At 44.4% G+C, this 18,511-nt stretch carries 19 protein-coding genes and 2 riboswitches; of the genes, 17 read left to right on the top strand and 2 right to left on the bottom strand.

Annotated features, from left to right (window positions below; translation table 11 throughout):
- The first annotated feature begins 145 nt into the window (after positions 1–145).
- From OKX00_RS15005 to map, 9 genes are all read left to right on the top strand, one after another.
- Complete coding sequence (locus tag OKX00_RS15005) at positions 146–826, top strand: GntR family transcriptional regulator (protein WP_265407869.1); 681 nt, start codon at positions 146–148, stop codon at positions 824–826.
- Positions 827–960: 134 nt separating this feature from the next.
- Positions 961–1,872, top strand: coding sequence for a 2,4-dihydroxyhept-2-ene-1,7-dioic acid aldolase (hpaI, locus tag OKX00_RS15000; protein ID WP_265410556.1), 912 nt, complete (start codon positions 961–963; stop codon positions 1,870–1,872).
- Positions 1,869–2,660 (top strand): fumarylacetoacetate hydrolase family protein, encoded by a 792-nt coding sequence (locus OKX00_RS14995; RefSeq protein ID WP_265407868.1) that lies wholly within the window; start codon positions 1,869–1,871, stop codon positions 2,658–2,660. Before hpaI ends, OKX00_RS14995 begins: the two co-directional genes overlap by 4 nt.
- A complete protein-coding gene (gene hpaE / locus OKX00_RS14990) occupies positions 2,644–4,158 on the top strand; it encodes a 5-carboxymethyl-2-hydroxymuconate semialdehyde dehydrogenase (protein ID WP_265407867.1) in 1,515 nt (504 codons plus the stop codon). Before OKX00_RS14995 ends, hpaE begins: the two co-directional genes overlap by 17 nt.
- Positions 4,159–4,202: 44 nt before the next feature.
- Positions 4,203–5,678, top strand: coding sequence for a 4-hydroxyphenylacetate 3-monooxygenase, oxygenase component (gene hpaB / locus OKX00_RS14985; protein ID WP_062231248.1), 1,476 nt, complete (start codon positions 4,203–4,205; stop codon positions 5,676–5,678).
- 11 nt (positions 5,679–5,689) lie between these two features.
- Entirely contained in the window at positions 5,690–6,673 is a 984-nt protein-coding gene (hpaD, locus tag OKX00_RS14980) for a 3,4-dihydroxyphenylacetate 2,3-dioxygenase (RefSeq protein WP_265407866.1), read from the top strand.
- Between the two features lie 155 nt (positions 6,674–6,828).
- On the top strand, positions 6,829–7,284 hold the full coding sequence (locus OKX00_RS14975; RefSeq protein ID WP_053354837.1) for a pyridoxamine 5'-phosphate oxidase family protein: 456 nt from the start codon (positions 6,829–6,831) through the stop codon (positions 7,282–7,284).
- A gap of 235 nt (positions 7,285–7,519) precedes the next feature.
- Positions 7,520–8,122 (top strand): TVP38/TMEM64 family protein, encoded by a 603-nt coding sequence (locus OKX00_RS14970; RefSeq protein WP_265407865.1) that lies wholly within the window; start codon positions 7,520–7,522, stop codon positions 8,120–8,122.
- 117 nt (positions 8,123–8,239) lie between these two features.
- Complete coding sequence (map, locus tag OKX00_RS14965) at positions 8,240–8,986, top strand: type I methionyl aminopeptidase (RefSeq protein WP_265407864.1); 747 nt, start codon at positions 8,240–8,242, stop codon at positions 8,984–8,986.
- A gap of 315 nt (positions 8,987–9,301) precedes the next feature.
- Here the strand turns inward: map and OKX00_RS14960 are convergent, their stop codons facing one another.
- Positions 9,302–10,150: a bifunctional 5,10-methylenetetrahydrofolate dehydrogenase/5,10-methenyltetrahydrofolate cyclohydrolase gene (locus OKX00_RS14960; protein WP_265407863.1), complete on the bottom strand. Its 849-nt coding sequence runs from the start codon at positions 10,148–10,150 to the stop codon at positions 9,302–9,304.
- Between the two features lie 53 nt (positions 10,151–10,203).
- Positions 10,204–10,295, bottom strand: a riboswitch (ZMP/ZTP riboswitch).
- 140 nt (positions 10,296–10,435) lie between these two features.
- Between OKX00_RS14960 and mgtE the strand changes: the two genes are divergently transcribed.
- The gene (mgtE, locus tag OKX00_RS14955; RefSeq protein WP_265407862.1) at positions 10,436–11,794 is read left to right on the top strand and encodes a magnesium transporter; all 1,359 of its coding nucleotides are present in this window, start codon (positions 10,436–10,438) and stop codon (positions 11,792–11,794) included.
- Positions 11,795–11,894: 100 nt separating this feature from the next.
- On the top strand, positions 11,895–12,473 hold the full coding sequence (locus OKX00_RS14950) for an NAD(P)H-dependent oxidoreductase (RefSeq protein WP_265407861.1): 579 nt from the start codon (positions 11,895–11,897) through the stop codon (positions 12,471–12,473).
- An 87-nt stretch (positions 12,474–12,560) separates the two neighbouring features.
- On the opposite strand, the gene OKX00_RS14945 is transcribed toward OKX00_RS14950, so the two are convergent.
- Entirely contained in the window at positions 12,561–12,980 is a 420-nt protein-coding gene (locus OKX00_RS14945) for a MarR family winged helix-turn-helix transcriptional regulator (protein ID WP_062231261.1), read from the bottom strand.
- Positions 12,981–13,333: 353 nt separating this feature from the next.
- Here OKX00_RS14945 and OKX00_RS14940 point away from each other — a divergent pair, with 353 nt between their 5' ends.
- From OKX00_RS14940 to OKX00_RS14915, 6 genes are all read left to right on the top strand, one after another.
- On the top strand, positions 13,334–14,005 hold the full coding sequence (locus tag OKX00_RS14940) for an N-acetylmuramoyl-L-alanine amidase (RefSeq protein ID WP_265407860.1): 672 nt from the start codon (positions 13,334–13,336) through the stop codon (positions 14,003–14,005).
- 326 nt (positions 14,006–14,331) lie between these two features.
- Positions 14,332–15,942: a ribosomal protection-like ABC-F family protein gene (gene abc-f, locus OKX00_RS14935; RefSeq protein WP_231689130.1), complete on the top strand. Its 1,611-nt coding sequence runs from the start codon at positions 14,332–14,334 to the stop codon at positions 15,940–15,942.
- Between the two features lie 70 nt (positions 15,943–16,012).
- Positions 16,013–16,846 carry an STAS domain-containing protein gene (locus OKX00_RS14930; protein WP_265407859.1) on the top strand — a complete coding sequence of 278 codons (834 nt, stop codon included), beginning with the start codon at positions 16,013–16,015 and terminating at the stop codon, positions 16,844–16,846.
- A gap of 113 nt (positions 16,847–16,959) precedes the next feature.
- Positions 16,960–17,163 carry a WYL domain-containing protein gene (locus tag OKX00_RS14925; protein WP_053354829.1) on the top strand — a complete coding sequence of 68 codons (204 nt, stop codon included), beginning with the start codon at positions 16,960–16,962 and terminating at the stop codon, positions 17,161–17,163.
- A 22-nt stretch (positions 17,164–17,185) separates the two neighbouring features.
- Positions 17,186–17,554: a YhjD family protein gene (locus tag OKX00_RS14920; RefSeq protein ID WP_053354828.1), complete on the top strand. Its 369-nt coding sequence runs from the start codon at positions 17,186–17,188 to the stop codon at positions 17,552–17,554.
- 53 nt (positions 17,555–17,607) lie between these two features.
- Entirely contained in the window at positions 17,608–18,246 is a 639-nt protein-coding gene (locus OKX00_RS14915) for a serine/threonine-protein kinase (RefSeq protein WP_062231270.1), read from the top strand.
- Positions 18,247–18,324: 78 nt separating this feature from the next.
- Positions 18,325–18,411: riboswitch (cyclic di-GMP riboswitch) on the top strand.
- Positions 18,412–18,511 lie beyond the last annotated feature (100 nt).

Below are 18,511 nucleotides of genomic sequence, written 5' to 3'. Positions count from 1 at the left end.
AAGATAGAACTAGAATAGCTTATTTTTACTACATCTGTAAATTATTTAGGTGAAGGATGGTTCCTTCGGCCTATATTTAGGAATAATATATTATTTTCAGAAAATTCTGTTGAAATCATATATGATTTTCAATTATCATTAACTTATGGAAAATAACAACAGAATCAACAAACAGCAGTATGCCTATAAGGTCATTAAGTCACGTATTCTGGATGGACGCTATCCGCCGGGTTACAGGATTGTGATCGACCAGCTGGCAAGAGAACTGCAGACAAGTGCCATCCCAGTTCGTGAAGCCATTCGTAATCTGGAGACTGACGGGCTCATTCATTTTAAACCCTACAGCGGCGCTGTTGTCACCCCATTCAATGAAAAAGAGTACCTGGAAACGCTGTCTGTCCTGGCTGTTTTAGAAGGCCATGCTACTGCAATTTCAGCACAGCATTTCCCCCGCCACAAGATTACCGACCTCATTGCGATCAACAACCTGATGAAAGAGTCATTGGATGATTTTGATTTTCTCATGTTCGGAAACTTCAACCGGGAATTCCACAGCTTAACCTACCAATACTGCGATAACCACTTCTTAGTTGAAAACATCAAATCCATCTGGAACAGGCTCGACCGAGTAAGAAAGATGGGGGCGGCTACCAAGCCCTCTAGAGCAAAAAAATCCATCGAAGAACATGAAAAGATTATTGAGATGCTTTTTAACCGTCATTCTTTCTCAGAAATCGAAGCCTATGTCCGGACCCACAAATTAAACACCGTCCATTCATTTTTGGAAGAAAAAAAGGGTGGGGAAGAATTACGGAATTATCCATAAGGAGGAGAAAAACAGAAAGGTTGGCACTAAGCACTGCTGGTGTTCGGGCTTCAGTGTCTATGAGGACTTAACCGGAAACTTCAGCTACTTTCAAAGGAGAGATGATCATTTTGAAAACTGGTCAATTTGATGAGATGAAAAGCAGGTTGAAAGGGTCTGTGGCTCCTATTATTACGCCTTTTCAAGAGGATGACAGCCTTGATTTGGAAACTCTTCGTGATTTGATCAACTGGCATATTGAAAGCGGGAGCCATGGGATTTCGGTTACGGGCACAACAGGAGAACCGAGCTCATTGACGCTGCAGGAAAGAGAGCAAGTGATGGAAACGACGATCCAGTCTGTTGCCGGGAGGGTGCCAGTCGTTCCGGGAACAGGGTCAACCAATCATCAGGAAACAATGCATCTGACTAAGAGAGCACAGGAAATGGGAGCAGATGCCGCAATGGTTATTGTTCCTTATTATAACAAGCCCTCACAGCATGCCTTATATAATCACTTTAAAGCTGTTGCACAATCTGTTGATATCCCATTGATCGTTTACAACATTCCAGGAAGAACAGGTGTGAATCTGGAAGTTAAAACACTCGCCAGGCTGAAAGAGGACTGCCCGAACATCATCGGAGTGAAAGAGTCGAACAAGGATTTTGAACATGTGAACCGTGTTCTTCTGAATTGTGGAAGAGACTTCCTGCTGTTCTCCGGGATTGAGCTGCTCTGCTATCCAATGCTTGCGATCGGCGGAAAAGGCTATATCAGCGCAACAGCAAATGTTCTGCCAGGGAAAGTTGCAGAAGTGTATAATGCCTGGGAAGCTGGCAACATTGAAGAAGCCATGCAGCTTCATTATGAATTGATGCCGCTGAATGATGTGCTGTTTAGGGATACCAATCCGGCACCATTAAAGGCGGCATTGGGAATGATGGGTAAAATTAAGCCAAGGCTGAGACTTCCGATGGATCTGCCGTCTGACAGCATTCAAGAAGAAATTCGTACGGTGTTAACCAGTTATGGTCTATTGAATAAAGTTGGGAGTGAGATGCAATGAAACACGCACGTATCCTATTCGAGGGCAGAGAGCGGACTGCCACGGTGAAGGATGACCAGCTATTGCTTAGCTGCGGACGGACCATCTCCATGGATGAAGCAGAGGCTTGGCTTCCTCCGCTCAAGCCAAATAAGATGATTGGCTTGGCATTAAACTATGCTGATCATGCGGAAGAACTCGGCTTGGATAAACCCGCTGAACCTGTTCTCTTTATTAAGCCGAACAGTTCTCTTGTCGGACATAAAGCACCGGTATATTATCCGGATGGCGCTACCTATATGCATTATGAAAATGAACTGGCTGTGGTCATCGGCAGGGAAGGCAGAAATATTAAAGCAAAGGACGCAATGGAATTTGTAAGCGGTTACACCATTGCGAACGATGTAACGGTTCGGGATTTCGTAAACAACATGTACCGTCCGCCAGTTCGGGCAAAAGGACATGACACCTTCGGACCGCTTGGGCCATATTTTGTTGATGCGGCGGATATCCCCGATCCTAACAATCTCGAACTAAGAACCTATGTAAACGGTGAACTGAGACAGCAGGGCAACACAAAGAATTTGATCTATACCATATCTGAGCTGATCGAGTTCATTTCTTCCTTTATGACCCTTGAAGTGAATGACATCATCTGGACAGGGACTCCAAAGGGGATTTCTCACATTCATCCAGGTGATTCAGTACGGCTTGAAATCGATTATATCGGAAGTTTGGAAAATAAAATTCTTGATGGCCGCAATACTGGTACCGCGGGAGGAGGGATGAAGCATGAGCAGCAGCTATGAAAAAACCGTCCTTCATTATATAAATGGTGAGTTTGTACCTTCAGCATCAGGAGAAACGTTTACAAATATCAATCCTTTTACAAATGAGGCGATTAATCCCGTAGCAGAAGGAACAAAAACAGAAATCGACTCGGCCGTTAAATCGGCGAAGGAGGCCTTCAAAACAGGAACCTGGGGAAAAATGAAGCTTAGTGATAGGCTGAAACACATTCATAGGATCGCGGACCTCATCGACCGGGATATTGAGCAGGTGGCACATCTGGAGTCCCTGGATACCGGCCTTCCGATCTCACAGACGAAGAAAATGGTTGCTAGAGCTGCGGACAACTTCCGTTTTTATGCCGAGATGGTAAAGAACAGAATGGTCGGTGAAGCCTACCATGTGGACGATGAATTCATCAATTACACCATCCAGAAACCTGTAGGTGTAGCAGGCTTAATCACCCCTTGGAACGCACCGTTCATGCTTGAAACATGGAAAGTTGCCCCGGCTCTTGCTACGGGGAACACGGTTGTACTCAAGCCCGCTGAATGGTCGCCGCTGACGGCTAACAAGCTTGGAGAGATCATTCATGAGGCAGGCCTTCCAGAAGGTGTGTTTAATATTGTTCATGGGTTTGGAGAGACTGCCGGTGCTGCATTGGTCGCACATCAGGATGTACAGCTGATCTCGTTTACCGGTGAGACGAAGACAGGTTCGGAAATTATGCGGAACGGAGCAGATTCTCTTAAAAGGTTCTCCATGGAGCTTGGCGGAAAATCACCAATCATTGTGTTTGACGACTGTGACGTTGAACGTGCCCTTGATGCGTGTGTATGGGGGATCTTCTCTTTCAATGGTGAGAGGTGCACGGCGAACTCCAGACTGTTTGTTCAGGAATCAATAAGTGAAACCTTTATCAGCGCTTTAAAGAAAAGAGTTCTCAACATTATTGTTGGCGATCCTTCCCATGCAGATACCGAAGTAGGCCCACTTATTCATAAGGATCATTATGAAAATGTAAAACGCTATCTGAAAATTGCTGAGGATGAAGGCAGTGAGATATTTGCTGCTGAAGTGCCAAAGCATCTTTCCAAAGGCAACTTTATTCCGCCGACCCTCCTGTTGAAAGTGAAGAATGACATGACGGTGGCACAGGAAGAAATATTCGGTCCGGTCTTAACGGTGATGACCTTTCAGACAGAAGAAGAAGTGGTCGAGATGGCCAATGATGTGAAATATGGTCTTGCCGGCTATGTATGGACGAACGATATGAAAAAAGGCCATCGTGTCGCTGGTGCCGTTGACGCTGGAATGCTGTGGGTGAACTCACAGAATGTTCGTGATTTGCGAATCCCATTTGGAGGTTCTAAATCATCCGGCATTGGAAGAGAAGGCGGGCATTATGCTTTTGAATTTTACACAGAAATGAAAGTCGTTCATGTGGCCGTCGGTGATCACCATATTCAGCAGTTCGGAAAAAAGAACATAGCTGCTTCAGCGAATACCAACGCCTGAGACCAGAACGCTAGCAAGCTACTAATATCCGGGAGGGAATGACATTGCCTGCACGCACGGGAGAACAATATATCAACGGTTTAAAAACGGCAAACAACAACGTTTGGATTCATGGAAAACGAGTAACAGATGTAACAGAACATCCTGCCTTAAGGAACGTGGTACGTTCGATTGCCAATCTATTCGATCTCCAGCATGAAAAAGCGGATAAAATGCTCTACACCTCAGATACAACAGGAGATAAAGTTGGTTTATCTTTTATCGCCCCTAAAACCAAGGACGATTTAATCGCGCGCCGTGAAATGTTTACAGAATGGGCGCGGTACACGGGCGGAATGATGGGGCGCACACCAGATTACTTGAATACGAGTGTCATGGCGTTTGGTACAGCAGATTCGTTTTTTGCTCAGGGAGACCCGATGTTTGCGGAGAACGCCAGAAACTATTATCACTATTGCCGTGAAAACGATATTAGCCTCACACATACGCTCATCCATCCGCAGACTAACCGTTCGAAAAAACAATCAGAACAAAAGGATCCTTTTCTGTCTGCAAGAATCGTAGAAAAGAACAAAGAGGGAATCGTGATAAAAGGGGCGCGTCTGTTAGCCACGCTGGGCGGTGTGACGGACGAGATCGTCGTGTTCCCTTCTACCCTGAACAAAGCGGCATCTGAGGATGATCCATACGCAATGGCTTTCGCGATTCCCAACAACACAGAAGGCTTGAAGTTCCTGTGCCGTGAATCATTTGACCAAGGAAGAAACCAGTGGGATCACCCATTGAGTTCAAGATTTGAAGAGAGCGATGCGATCGTTGTGTTTGATAACGTGCTTGTTCCGTGGGACCGTGTGTTTGTCGGGGGAAGCTCTGACATCTGTAATCGTACGTACGTGGAAACAAATGCGATCGTGCATATGGCCCATCAGGTAGTAGCTAAAAATACGGTAAAAACGGAATTCGTTCTAGGCATCATCTTAAGCATTATGGATGCGATCGGCATCGATGTGTTTCCGCACGTAAAAGAAAAAGCGTCAGAGGTCATGCTCATTCTTGAAACGATGCAATCTCATCTGTTCCGTGCTGAACAAAATGCATCCCTTGATGCCTATGGAAACATGACCCCGGATTTTGCTCCGCTCAATGCAGCTCGAAACTGGTTCCCTAAAATGTATCAGCGGATGGTGGAAATCGTACGAATCTTAGGGGCATCCGGCTTAATGGGGATACCGACAGAGTCTGACTTTGAAGCGGAAGACATCGGGGAACTCGTACACCGCTACACACAGGGAGCGAACATCAATGGCTATGAAAGGGTACAGCTTTTCAGGCTTGCATGGGATGTTTGCATGAGCTCCTTTGGCGGCAGGCAGGCGCTTTACGAATATTATTTCTTTGGCGATCCCGCACGCATGTCCAACATTTATTATGATGGCTTCAACAAGGAACCGTACAAACAAATGGTCCAGGAATTCTTGAGCCGTGTGAAAACCGCCGACCACAACTATGCTCGTATTTAAGGAGGTGCTTTATGGACTTTAATATCATTCGAGTGGCCCGGATAGTCATGAACGTGACCGACTTGAACGCTTCCCGAGATTTCTATGTCAATGCGTTAGGCTTTATTGAGACGGAAGGCGACGGACAGCACATTTATTTAAGGGGCCTGGAAGAACACTGTCATCATTGCCTCGTACTGAAGAAAGCGGATCAGCCAGGTGTCCATTCCATCGGCTATAAAGTTTGGCATGAAGAAGATCTTGAGAAGATTGAGAAACTTTTCAAAGGAAGAAATCTTTTTACGCAGTGGGAGGAGGCGGGTAAGCAAAGAGCGCTGGGCCGCGTTCTTAAGGCAACAGATCCTTCTGGCATGCCGCTTGAATTCTTTTCAAAAATGGAAACGGTGGAACGCTGCTTGCAAAAGTACGATCTATACAAGGGAGCACGTATCCAGAGGATTGACCATGTTAACTGCATGGTACCTGATGTGGAGAAGGCTGTCGCTTTTTATACTGATGAACTTGGCTTCCGCTGTTCAGAGTATACGGCTACAGAGGACGACAGAACATGGGCTGCCTGGCTCCATCGCAAACCCTCTGTCCACGACATCGCCTTTATGAACGGAGAGGGGCCCCGTCTGCATCATATCGGTTTCTGGCTTTCTGATCCCATGAGCCTTATTCATTCTTGTGATGTGCTGGCAAGCATGGGATATGCCGATTGTATCGAGAGGGGACCTGGTCGCCATGGTTTATCGAACGCCTTTTTCCTCTATATTCGGGATCCTGATGGAAACCGGCTGGAACTATATAATGGAGACTATTTAACGTGCGACCCTGATTTTGAGCCGGTTAAATGGGATATTAATGACCCCCGGCGCCAGACGTTCTGGGGGCATAAGGCACCTGACAGCTGGTTTGAAGAAGCAACGGAATTTATTCAGCAGGAGAGCGGCTTGCCTGTCGGACAGTCTAAAGCCGTCCTTGCTCAGCAAAAACCTGATTTTGTGACATGATACAGCGTGGAAATAGAGAAGAGCTGTCATAAGAGTAGTTATCTTATGACAGTTTATTTTGAAATTTCTTGCTGTATCCGTTACTTACCAAACCAGTTTATGAGAAGATAAAATGGTACATAAAAATTCTCGGATGAAGAAGGGAGCACTTTCAAATGGCCAAACCGGAAATACCTGCTCAGCTTTCCACAGAACTTTTTGAATATCTGCAGGGGGAGAAACTTGTGCTGCTCGGTACGGTTGATGCAGAAACGAAGGCCCCAGGAATTTCTGCCATATCATGGGTAAAAAGCTGTGACGAAAAAAGAATCAGGTTTACAGTAACGAACAACTCGAGAATTGTGGCTAACATTAAGAAGAATCCACAGGTTGTCTTAACCATTGTCGGACTGGAGAGCGTGTATTCCATCAATGGGAAAGCTGCTGTTCTTGAGGAAAAAATGGAAGGTGTGCCACTAAAACTTGCCAAGATTGAAGTGGTGATCGATCATGTCTTTGAAAGTATGTTCTGGGGAGCAAAGATTGTTCAGGAACCGGAGTATGAAAAGACCACGAACGCGGAAAAGGCAAAAGAACTCGATCTGCAGGTATACGAAGCACTAATGAAATAAGATAGCAAAAAAACTATCCGTTCGTTCTGAAGTGACCCCAAAAAGCTGTCTAACTTTTTGGGGTCACTTCAGAATGGATGGTTTTTTGTTGCGTGTTTACTAGGACTAATTGAGTGAATATGGTAAACTAGGTGAAAAGTCTGTCTAATTTTGGCGATAATTTAGACGGGCATAATGAGATTAAATAAAGGCTGTAATGGAAACGATGATAGCTATATAGAAGGGAGACCGGGCTATGAATTGGAGTGAGTGGAAAACTTATCTTTCGCAGGAAAACATACTGCATTTTTTAGAGCAATACCGGGATTTAGGCTTCTTGCCCGGCGTGCTTCTCCCGCTGCTTGAGGCCATTATTCCCGTATTGCCGCTGTTCATTATCGTAGCTGGAAACGCTGCGGCTTACGGATTCTGGCTGGGAGCCCTCTTTTCCTGGCTGGGCGCAGTAATCGGTTCGATTATTGTGTTCTTTTTGGTACGGAAATTGGGCCAGCAAAGATTTCTTCATTTTATTACAAAGCATCATAAGATTGAAAAGCTGCTGGGATGGATGGAACGCCGTGGTTTCGGCACACTCTTCCTCATCTACTGTTTTCCATTTACGCCTTCTGCTTTGATCAATGTCATTGCCGGTTTGTCCCGGATCAACCAAAAGACATTCGTTTTATCCGTAGCTCTTGGGAAGCTCGTAATGATCGCCATCATCTCCTTCATCGGCTATGATTTTTTGGATGTGATAAAAAATCCATTGAAACTAGGGCTCACGGTATTTGGCATCTTAGTCCTCTGGCTTGGCGGAAAAGTTGTCGAATCGAGAATGAAACAAAGCCATCAGGCGTAAATCAACCATTGATTTGCGCCTTGCGCTGTTTTTAGCAAGTTTGCTGGGAACAAATAGATAAACAAAGAATATAGTAAGTTTACACCTTACTTATTTGCAGGATGGGAAAGGATACTCATGATTACTTATAAGTCAAAAAAAGATATTGAACAAATGCACAAAGCCGGACAGCTGCTGGCGAATTGCCACAAAGAAATCAAGAAACTCATCAAGCCGGGTATTTCAACACTTGAAATTGATGCTTTTGTGGAGAGGTTTCTTAAAGAACACGGAGCAACTCCTGAACAAAAAGGTTATCAGGGATATCCCTTTGCCACTTGTGCTTCGGTGAACGATGTCATCTGCCACGGCTTTCCGAACAAAAAGAAACTGAAATCAGGAGACATCGTGACGATTGACATGGTCGTGAAATTAAACGGCTGGCTTGCTGATTCCGCATGGTCGTATACAGTAGGGGAAGTATCTGAAAAAGCGCGCCATCTGATGGAGGCCACCGAAAAATCACTTTATCTCGGCATTGAAAAAGCTGTGATTGGCAACCGGATCGGAGACATCTCTCATGCCATCCAGCAGTATGCAGAAGGAGAAGGGCTTTCAGTCGTCCGCGAGTTTATCGGACATGGGATCGGACGGGTGATGCATGAGGATCCTCAAGTGCCGCACGCCGGTATAAAAGGAACAGGCCCGCTCTTAAAAGAAGGAATGGTCCTTACGATCGAGCCGATGCTGAACACAGGCAAACGCTATGTGAAAATAGATAATGACGGATGGACCGCCCGTACGTTTGATGGCTCGCTATCCACTCAATATGAGCATACGATTGCCATAACAAAAGAAGGTCCGCTCGTTCTGACGGCTCAATAATATGAAATGTAAATAAAAAGAAAAAAACACGAGGAACCGGCTGGAAAATCACCGGTTCTTCGTGTTTTTTTATCTTATGAAACTTCAGTAAGTGAATATGTCCACCTGATACGGGAGATTTCATATTGTTGTATGCCTGAAAAGCATACACTCAGCTATTGCTTTGTTTAAGATGAAAATACCCGCGAAAATAGAGCATTTACCCGCCGAAACGGAGAAAATACCCGCCAAAACACCTTTATGGTCAACTTGGCGGCTCTAAGGAGTCCACAAAAAAACGGATCCGCGAAAATTCACGGATCAGTTTTTTCTATTTTACTTATTCTCCATTTTTTTCTCAGCTGCATCCACTGTATGTTTCAGCAGCATCGCGATAGTGACTGGACCGACACCGCCTGGAACAGGGGTGATGGCTCCGGCATTTTTCTCGCATTCTTCGTAATCAGCATCGCCAATGTTGCCCGGATTATAGCCGGCGTCCATGACAACGGCCCCTTGCTTGATCCAATCTCCTTGGATGAACTTAGGCTTTCCGACGGCCGCTACGACAATATCGGCCTGTTTTACGATCTCATTCAAATTTTGAGTGTAGGAATGGCAGGTGGTTACGGTAGCGTTTCGGTTAAGGAGCAGCATGGAAACCGGCTTGCCCAGTATAGGGCTCCTGCCAACAACGACAGCGTGCTTGCCTTCAATCGAAATGTCATAGTAATCCATAATGGCCATAATGGCTGCAGGCGTACAGGATGGATAGCTGCCAAATCCAAACGAAGTCTGTCCAAATCCCCAGCTCGTTACGCCATCCACATCCTTTTCAATGTCGATCGCTTCAAACGCGGCTCTTTCATCAATATGGGAAGGTACAGGATGCTGAAGAAGGATGCCATGCACGTTCTCATCCTGATTCAATTCATGGATAGTGTTTAATAGATCTTCCGTGGTGATCTCTGCTGAAAGATGAATCCTTTTTGATAGGATCCCTAGCTTTTCACAAGCGTTGCCTTTCATTTTCACGTATGTAGCAGAAGAAGGGTCTTCTCCTACTAAAACAGTTGCCAGACACGGTGTGGTGCCTTGGCTGGTTAATGACGAAACTCTTTCTTTTAACTGTTCTTTAATTTCTGCTGCGACACGGGTGCCATCGAGTATTAGCTTGTTTTCCATCCAATTACCTCCTGAGAATAGAAAAAAGGCAAGGAATATACACAGTGATTCCTTACCTTTGCCCAGACGAACGGCTTTTTAGGTTAAAAAAATGCAGCTTCCTTGTGGTCAATTCCACACGTTCTCGTCAGTTGCTGCCCTCTTATTTCTTATGTTGCTTTCATTATACATCAAGTTTTCCCACAGATTCAATACAGCAGAACACGTTTTTTGAAAAGCAATGTTGCATTCGCAGTTTCTTGGAGATTCTTATATAATAAGAACGATATCAAGGGGGTGACATTCGTGTTCAAGGAAATGACGGAAAATCAGATCCTGCTTTTTGTTATAAAAAGTTTAAAAGAACTTCGAAAGAAAGAGTTCCAGGAATTAATGGACGAACTGCACCCATACGACATCGCGGAAGTCTATAAGACACTGCCGGAGAAACACCGGCATAAATTTCTTACGTTCCTGACAACAAGGCAGCTTGCTTCTCTCATTCAGGAACTGGACAGCCATTTTCAAATCGAGATTCTTCATAAATTAGGAATCGAACGATCATCCCATATCATGAATGAGATGGAAAACGATGACCTGGCGGACTTGCTAAGTAATTTCTCATTTGAAGAGATTCAGGATTTTCTAGCATCCATGAAGGCGGATGAATCCCGTACGGTCCAATCACTCATGCAATATCCTGCCGACACCGCCGGCGGGATTATGACCAATCGGTTCGTCTGGATCCCGCAGATGTTTACAGTTCGCGATGCGGTCGATAAACTGAAGACGTTCGCCGGATTTGCTGAAAATATTTATTATTTGTATGTCATCAATGAAGAAAAGCAGCTCGCCGGCGTCGTTTCCTATCGTGATCTGCTGCTGGGAGACCTCAACGACCGGATTGAAGACATCATGTTTACCCGGGTCATCTCTGTTGCTGCTGACATGGACCAGGAGGAAGTGGCCCGCACGATTGAAAAGTACGATTTCATTGCTGTTCCGGTAGTGGACGATAATGATGTTTTGCTTGGAATCGTAACGGTAGACGATGTGCTTGATGTTTTGATCGAAGAAGCGAATGAGGATATTGAAAAGCTATCAGCTTCGGGAAAATCCATTGATTTTAACACCAGTGCCTTCGTTGCTTCTTACCGCCGGCTTCCGTGGCTGATCTTGCTCCTGTTCATCGGCATTATCTCCGGAAGTATTATTTCTGCTTTTGAGGATACGCTGTCAAAGGTAGTATCGCTCGCATTCTTCATGCCGATGATCGCTGGAATGACCGGAAATACGGGTACACAATCACTCGCTGTCGTGGTCCGTGGGCTTGTTTCCAATGACATCGATAAAAAGGTCGTCTGGCGACTCATCCTCCGTGAATTTGGAGTCGGGCTGATCATTGGCACTACCTGCGGAATTCTTATCGCACTCGTTGCTTTTTTCTGGCAGGGAAATGCCATTTTGGGATTGGTGGTTGGAAGCTCGCTGTTTTTGACTCTTATTATTGGAACCCTTGCAGGAACGCTGATTCCGCTTCTTTTATATCGTTTTAACGTCGACCCAGCCGTCGCTTCAGGGCCGCTGATTACAACACTCAACGATATTTTTTCATTGCTTGTCTATTTTGGGACTGCGTCGATCTTTATTTCTCATCTAATATGAAACAAAACCCGCCGCCCTCGGCGGGTTTTTACTCTGCTTTATCTGGTTTCAACAATAATCGAAGTGTCATATACGTGTCAATGTAGGAAGGAGAGATTAGATGAATCATGTCATACTGTACTGCCACCCGGCTAAAGAAAGTTTCAACATGGCTTTGCTGGAGACTTATACAGAGGAATTAAAGAGGAGCGGGCACACAGTGGCTGTCAGAAATCTGTATTCTTCTGGATTTCAGCCGGTTCTGACACAGGAGGAATATGAACAGTCCCTGGCTTATATGTACAGCACTGATATAAAAAAAGAACAGGAGCTGCTTACCTGGTGTGACTGCCTTACGCTCATCTATCCGGTCTGGTGGGGAGGCATGCCTGCGTTGCTAAAAGGGTATATCGACAGGGTATTCAGCTATGGATTTGCTTATGAACTGGATGGAGAAGAACCCATTCCGCAGTTAAAAGGAAAATCTGCAGTTTCAATCTGCACGACTGGAACGCCTTCTGAGATCTACGAAAAGAACGGTATGCATTATGCAATGAATCTGGCGCGGGATCATAGTATTTTTGAATTTTGCGGAATGGAGGTCAAGCGATCCATCTATTTTGGCAACGTAATCCAGTCTCCCCAATCAGAGAGAGAAAGAATGCTGCAATGCGTTCGAAGCCTAGGTTCATCTTTCTAAAGGTGCGGAAAAGAATTTGAATTTAAAATTTCTGCACTGAAAAAGGCAAAAACACTTGTTGGTTAAGTGTTTTTGCCTTTTCTAAGACTAAATCATTCGGTTTAAATAGTCTATCATTCTTTCCATTTCCTCATCAGAGAGACCGGAGAACTTTTCTCTGAAATAGCCCCGGCGGATGGAAGCCAGTTTTTCTGCAACAGAATGGCCTTTTTCTGTTATTTTAACGTATACGATTCTTCGGTCAGTAACCGAACGTTCTCTTGTGATCATACCTTTTTTTATTAGACGGTCTGTTACTCCGGTAATGTGGCTTGAAGACACCTTCATTTCTGCTGCCAGTTCAGATGCAGTAAGGAAATCTTTATCTTTTAACAAATTCAGTACTCCGAACTCATTGGAGGGGACGTCATCAGAAAAAAGGTCATTGATGTCTTTCCTGAAAGTCCGAAAGACGGTTTGGAAGCTGGTTTCGAGCTCTGCAATAGATTCCGTGCGTTTATCACTCATATCATTCACCTATTCTACGTTTAGTTCAATATTGACGCTTCTATTAAATATAGTATACTGTGGCGGCCATTTACTCAAACATTTATCTGTTATTGACACAAAGTTTCCTGTTTTGGAACTTCTTTTCTCGTTTCCGATATGGTACCCTCGAAGTGGAAATGAAATAAGAATGAGGTTGGAAGATGAAAAACAGTACATTATGGTTTTTGCTGCTTGGAATTGGTTTTCTCGCAGGAATCATCTACTGGGTGTGGGTGTTCGCGGCGAATTAAAGTCGGAGGAGTTGTCTGTAAAGGCAGCTCCTTTTGTTTTTTTTTGCCTACTTATAGGTAAAAAGGAAATGAGGGATAGGTTTGGTCGGGAATCGTTACAGTATCACTTCTATGCTGATTGATAAAAAGTGGAGGCACAGGCCTGGCGGCAACAGAATACCGAGGTACGCGGTTGCCCATGACACTGGAAATGAAGGCTCCACTGCCCTGCAAAATTTCAACTATTTTAACAGCAGGCATTTAGCCGCTTCTGCTCATGTATTTATTGATGATCAGGACATCCTGATCATCATCCCGCTGCGCGAGAAAGCCTGGCATGTCAGAAGACAGGTGTCTGATGCGAACGACTGGGCTATAGGAGTGGAGTTGTGCTACGGCGGAAAGATTTCATGGGTAGAAGCATACAAACGATATGTCTGGTTTTTTTCCTGGCTGTGCCAAACCTATGAATGGAATCCCACTCTGCATATTAAAGGACATTTTCAGCTGGATCCCGGCAGGCGGAAAGACCCTGTGAACGCGTTAAAAAGGAACGGGAAGAGTTTTGAAGATTTTCTTCAGGATGTAAAAGATCAATTGGAAAGCATAAAAAGGGAAGGAGAAGGCGTGCATCGGGTTAACGAAAAAAAGCATGACAGGCTCTATCGAGTCCAAATTGGCTGTTTTAAACAAAAAGGGAATGCAGAAGAGGCAGCACGGAAAGCCATTAAAGCAGGATTTGATGCGATTATTCATGTGGATGAATCTTCATAAAATGGCGCGCTGCCTATTGCAATACAAAATTTAAAAATGGTATAATTGGAACAAATATACTTTTGGATGAAAGGAGGGGTAGGAATGCTGAATGGTGTACGTTGTATGGTGGATTGGCTGACGGTTGAAGTACGCTCTATTACACATGTAATAGCTGTCAACGGGAGAAGTCTGTCCAAATTTATACAACATTAGTGCATCAGTAAGTTTTCCATACCCATTCCTCATCAACGGATCAACCATGGGCAGGTATGCTTGCCCATGGTTTTTTGTGTTTTAATTTATTTGAAGAATGGGTAACCACCAAATTTGAGGAGTGTTTACCTATGATTATTTGTTCCGCGAACGGACTCACAAAAAGCTTCGGAGGACATACCGTATTTAATAATATATCTCTGGAAATCCATAGCACAGACCGGATAGGCCTGATCGGGCGTAACGGAACCGGAAAAAGTACATTATTTAAACTGCTTGCAGGTACAGAGCATCCGGACGAAGGAAGTGTTCATCTCAAGAAAGGATCGGCGGCAGGCTATTTGGAGCAGGTGCCGGTCCGATCGGATAATGCCTCGGTTTATGAGGTGTTTATGCAGTCCTTTTCTGAACTTCATGAAATTCAAGAAAAAATACATGCTCTGACTGCAAAAATGAGTGAGACTCCAAACGAAAAACAGCTGGATAAATGGCTGAATCAGCTATATGGTTTGCAGGAGACATATGAAGAAATGGGGGGGTATTCCATCGAATCCAAGATTAACGGAATCGTAAAAGGCCTCGGTCTTGAAGCCGTAAAAGACCAGCCATTCTCTTCCATCAGCGGAGGCGAAAAGACAAAGGCAGGGCTCGGATGCCTGCTTCTGAAGGAGCCGGATCTGCTTTTGCTTGATGAACCGACCAACCATCTTGATTTAAGTACGATGGAATGGCTTGAAGACTATTTGCTGAAATACAAGGGGGCTGTCGTCATCATCTCACATGACCGCTATTTCCTGGACCGTACCGTGAACAAAATTTATGATCTGGAAGACGGAGAAGTGATCCTCTATCACGGGAATTACAGTGCTTTTTCAGCTGAAAAAGAAAAACGCCTGCTTGCTGAATTTGCTCAGTATCAAGAACAGCAAAAAAGAATAAAAAAAATGCAGGAGGCCATTAAGCGTCTGCGCGACTGGGCGATCAGGGGTGACAATGGCGATCTTCACAGACGGGCCCGCAGCATGGAACGGGCTATAGAAAGGATGCAGAAAATCAAACGTCCGTTACTTAACCGCAGAAAGACAGAAATCTCGTTTCAGATGAAGGATCGAAGCGGAAAAGAAGTCCTTTCTATGCTGGATGTGACGGCAAGCTATCCTGGCAGGGAAATACTGAAACAAGTTGATCTTTTTATCCGTTTTGGTGAAAAGGTTGCAATTGTAGGCAACAATGGGACAGGAAAATCTACCTTGTTAAAAGCGATCTTAGGGGAGCAGGAAGTCACTGGTCTTATTGAGATTGGAAGATCCGTTAAACTTGGATACCTTTCCCAGACCGGACTGAACAGTCACCCGGATGAAACGGTATTGTCTGCTTTTCGTGAAGCTGTTCCTGTTGATGAAGGGGCAGCAAGGCATTTGCTTGCCAAGTTTTTATTTTATGGACAATCCGTGTTCAAGAAGGTGAGGGATTTAAGCGGAGGAGAGAATACCCGCCTTCGCTTTGCACAGCTCGTCCACCAGGATGTTAATCTGCTGCTGCTTGATGAGCCGACCAACCATCTGGATATTGATTCACGTGAAGTCCTGGAGGATGCTCTGGAAGAATATAACGGAACTGTCGTAGCTGTCTCGCATGACCGGTACTTCTTAAATAAGCTCTTCAACCGTGTGGCCTGGGTTCATGAAGGAGAGATCAAAGAATATTTAGGCACTTATGATGAGGCTCGTCGTCAAAGGTAGGAAATCGTTTATTGTAAGCCTTCTATAGTGTATGATGATAGGACAATATAAACGATATGAGGGGTAGACGATGGACAAGAACTTAAGAGCTCTGGGAGACTGCATTATTCAGCATAAAGTGGAACTTGCTGAGGCCGTAACGCAGAATCGGATAAAGAATGGGATCAATCCGCCGAATGACCAGCAAAAGCAGCTTTTAATCGATTGGCGCATCGAACTGTTTCAATTCATCGGTGAAGCATTATTCTCAAACCTCGAACAATCAGAAAAAAGATTTTTAGAATGGGGAAAAAAAAGCGGGGAAATTGCGGTAGAAATCAATTTGTCCCTTGATACAGCCCTCGATTCTACACGGCTTTACCGGACGATCATCTGGGAATTCATTGGAAAAGAAGTGGAAAGAAATGATTACGATAACCATACAGTCATGAAGGCTGTGACTATTATTGATCCATTATTGGATAAGGTGGTTTATTCTTTCAGTGTGGCCTATGTCGACTATAATAATCATCTGCTCGACTTGGCCAGAGAGGCACTTGAAGAGCTGTCTGTTCCTGTTGTCCGCCTTACGCAGACCGTCGGGGTCCTGCCTCTCGTCGGCCCCATTGATACCCACCGCTCGAAATTGATCATGGAGATCGCTCTTAATGAATGTATGGAGATGCAGATTGAGCACCTTTATATTGATTTATCAGGTGTTCCAATCATTGACACGATGGTCGCCCATAACCTTTTTCAAGTGATTACATCCTTAAAGCTTCTCGGTGTGGAGGTAACATTGACAGGCATGCGGCCAGAACTTGCTCAGACCGTTGTTGCTCTGGGAATTAGCTTTGAGGGATTTTCCATCGCAGGAAGCCTTCATCAGGCACTGGGACAGAAAGGATTATTGCAAAGCGTGTAATAATATTAGGGTTTATGCCTATCCTTACTAAGGGTAGGCATATTTTTCTAGTTGCATAAAGAACGTTTGTTCGCATATACTATGAATAAATAAATGGTAAGGCGGTGGCTAAAATGAATCGATTGCTGATGCGTTGTGTGTCTGAACGTTCTCCCTTTATGATGATCTATCAGTCTGGCGGCGGGCAGTTTACTCAGCGTTACGTTTTTCCGGTTTCTTGTGAAGGAGAAACGTTAACCGCCTATTGCTGTCTTCGAAAACAAATCCGTACGTTTAAGCTGTCTAATATTTTGTCGGTTGCCGGAAAAACGGGTTGAACGGCGATCGGGAGGAACAAAAATGTTATATGGCGATGAAAGAGATCGTATACTAGTAGATAAATATATTATGTATCCTATGCTGCTCACCATCTTTAACCGTGATTTAAAAGTGATAGCCGTTTCTCCTTTCAAATTAAGGCAGCCGTATGTCACCCTCATCGAGAACGTGATGAATGCCATCAGTTTTGAATTAAGAGATGTAAAAAAAGAAATGATGGCCCGTAAAATTAAAGTAACGGATGGAAGGCCAGTGGATGACATCACAGAATATCAGATTTTTATCCGGGGATATCAGGAAGTCATGAGATTCCCGAACGTCCATCTTCGAAATAAAGCAGAATTGCTGATGAAACATTTTCTTTTTGGTACGATGATAGAGCGCAAATAGCAGAGCTGTTCAAAGCTTTCGGCGAGAGACTTAGGAATCGGGCCAGGTGAATCATGAAAAAGTATACGGAGTTATCAGAGGAGTTAACACAAGAAGTAAAAATAATTAGCAGGAATCCCGGTGATCCTGTGGAAGTTCTGTTTGCTCCTCAACCGTGGGAGCTTCTGGGCTGCGGCAATTATGCTGCCGTTTTCGTCCATCCTGATTTCCCTGACCAAGTCGTTAAGATTTACGGCAGAAATCATGAAGACCTGCTTGAAGAGATATCTGTTTACCGGCAGCTGGGTGAGCACCCTGGGTATTCACGCTGTTACGGATATGGAGAACGCCATTTGATCCTAAAGCGAATCGAAGGAATAACACTTTATGATTGCCTGCATAAAGGGGTGAAAATTTCCGAAAACGTGATTCGTGACGTGGATGAAGCACTCTGCTATGCTCGAAACCGCGGCCTTTTTCCCCGGGATGTTCACGGGAAAAATGTAATGATTTCTAATGGGCGGGGAATCATTGTGGATGTTTCAGATTTTTGCAAGAAAGAGGAATGCTATAAATGGAAAGATTTAAGAAAGGCTTATTATAAAATCTATCAGCCGTTCTTTTATAGATTCCCTCTTAGAGTTCCTTATCCGGTGCTGAATGGTGTACGAGTCGGCTATCGATGGTACAAAAGATGGAAAACGAAAAAATAGGTCTAAGGTTCGTGTTTGATGTTGGTAAAAATAGGTTATATGGTATATAATTACTATATTGGATAAATAAAAGAGACCTTTGTCTCAGAGCAAACCATCTGAAAAGGTGGGACGCAAAGCCGCGGGCCTAATGTTTGTAAAAACTATGGCAGCCGGGTTGCCAAAGGGGAAAGAGCGATTTCCCTGCAGGGGAGATGGCTTTTTTGTTATGTTCGGCCAAATACATCTTGTTCTAAAGCCGGCCGCTTCTTAAATACTATATTGA

Origin of the sequence: Fictibacillus sp. KU28468 (assembly GCF_026153615.1) — a bacterium.
Taxonomy (GTDB): domain Bacteria; phylum Bacillota; class Bacilli; order Bacillales; family Fictibacillaceae; genus Fictibacillus_C; species Fictibacillus_C marinisediminis.
This window is presented reverse-complemented; position numbering and strand designations above follow the sequence as displayed.

Bases quoted from the DNA above. Each gene is read 5' to 3' on its own strand.
- OKX00_RS15005 (WP_265407869.1), top strand. From the start codon at position 146: ATGGAAAATAACAACAGAATCAACAAACAGCAGTATGCCTATAAGGTC.
- hpaI (WP_265410556.1), top strand. From the start codon at position 961: ATGAAAAGCAGGTTGAAAGGGTCTGTGGCTCCTATTATTACGCCTTTT.
- OKX00_RS14995 (WP_265407868.1), top strand. From the start codon at position 1,869: ATGAAACACGCACGTATCCTATTCGAGGGCAGAGAGCGGACTGCCACG.
- hpaE (WP_265407867.1), top strand. From the start codon at position 2,644: ATGAGCAGCAGCTATGAAAAAACCGTCCTTCATTATATAAATGGTGAG.
- hpaD (WP_265407866.1), top strand. From the start codon at position 5,690: ATGGACTTTAATATCATTCGAGTGGCCCGGATAGTCATGAACGTGACC.
- OKX00_RS14975 (WP_053354837.1), top strand. From the start codon at position 6,829: ATGGCCAAACCGGAAATACCTGCTCAGCTTTCCACAGAACTTTTTGAA.
- OKX00_RS14970 (WP_265407865.1), top strand. From the start codon at position 7,520: ATGAATTGGAGTGAGTGGAAAACTTATCTTTCGCAGGAAAACATACTG.
- map (WP_265407864.1), top strand. From the start codon at position 8,240: ATGATTACTTATAAGTCAAAAAAAGATATTGAACAAATGCACAAAGCC.
- OKX00_RS14960 (WP_265407863.1), bottom strand. From the start codon at position 10,150: ATGGAAAACAAGCTAATACTCGATGGCACCCGTGTCGCAGCAGAAATT.
- OKX00_RS14950 (WP_265407861.1), top strand. From the start codon at position 11,895: ATGAATCATGTCATACTGTACTGCCACCCGGCTAAAGAAAGTTTCAAC.
- OKX00_RS14945 (WP_062231261.1), bottom strand. From the start codon at position 12,980: ATGAGTGATAAACGCACGGAATCTATTGCAGAGCTCGAAACCAGCTTC.
- abc-f (WP_231689130.1), top strand. From the start codon at position 14,332: ATGATTATTTGTTCCGCGAACGGACTCACAAAAAGCTTCGGAGGACAT.
- OKX00_RS14930 (WP_265407859.1), top strand. From the start codon at position 16,013: ATGGACAAGAACTTAAGAGCTCTGGGAGACTGCATTATTCAGCATAAA.
- OKX00_RS14925 (WP_053354829.1), top strand. From the start codon at position 16,960: ATGAATCGATTGCTGATGCGTTGTGTGTCTGAACGTTCTCCCTTTATG.
- OKX00_RS14920 (WP_053354828.1), top strand. From the start codon at position 17,186: ATGTTATATGGCGATGAAAGAGATCGTATACTAGTAGATAAATATATT.
- OKX00_RS14915 (WP_062231270.1), top strand. From the start codon at position 17,608: ATGAAAAAGTATACGGAGTTATCAGAGGAGTTAACACAAGAAGTAAAA.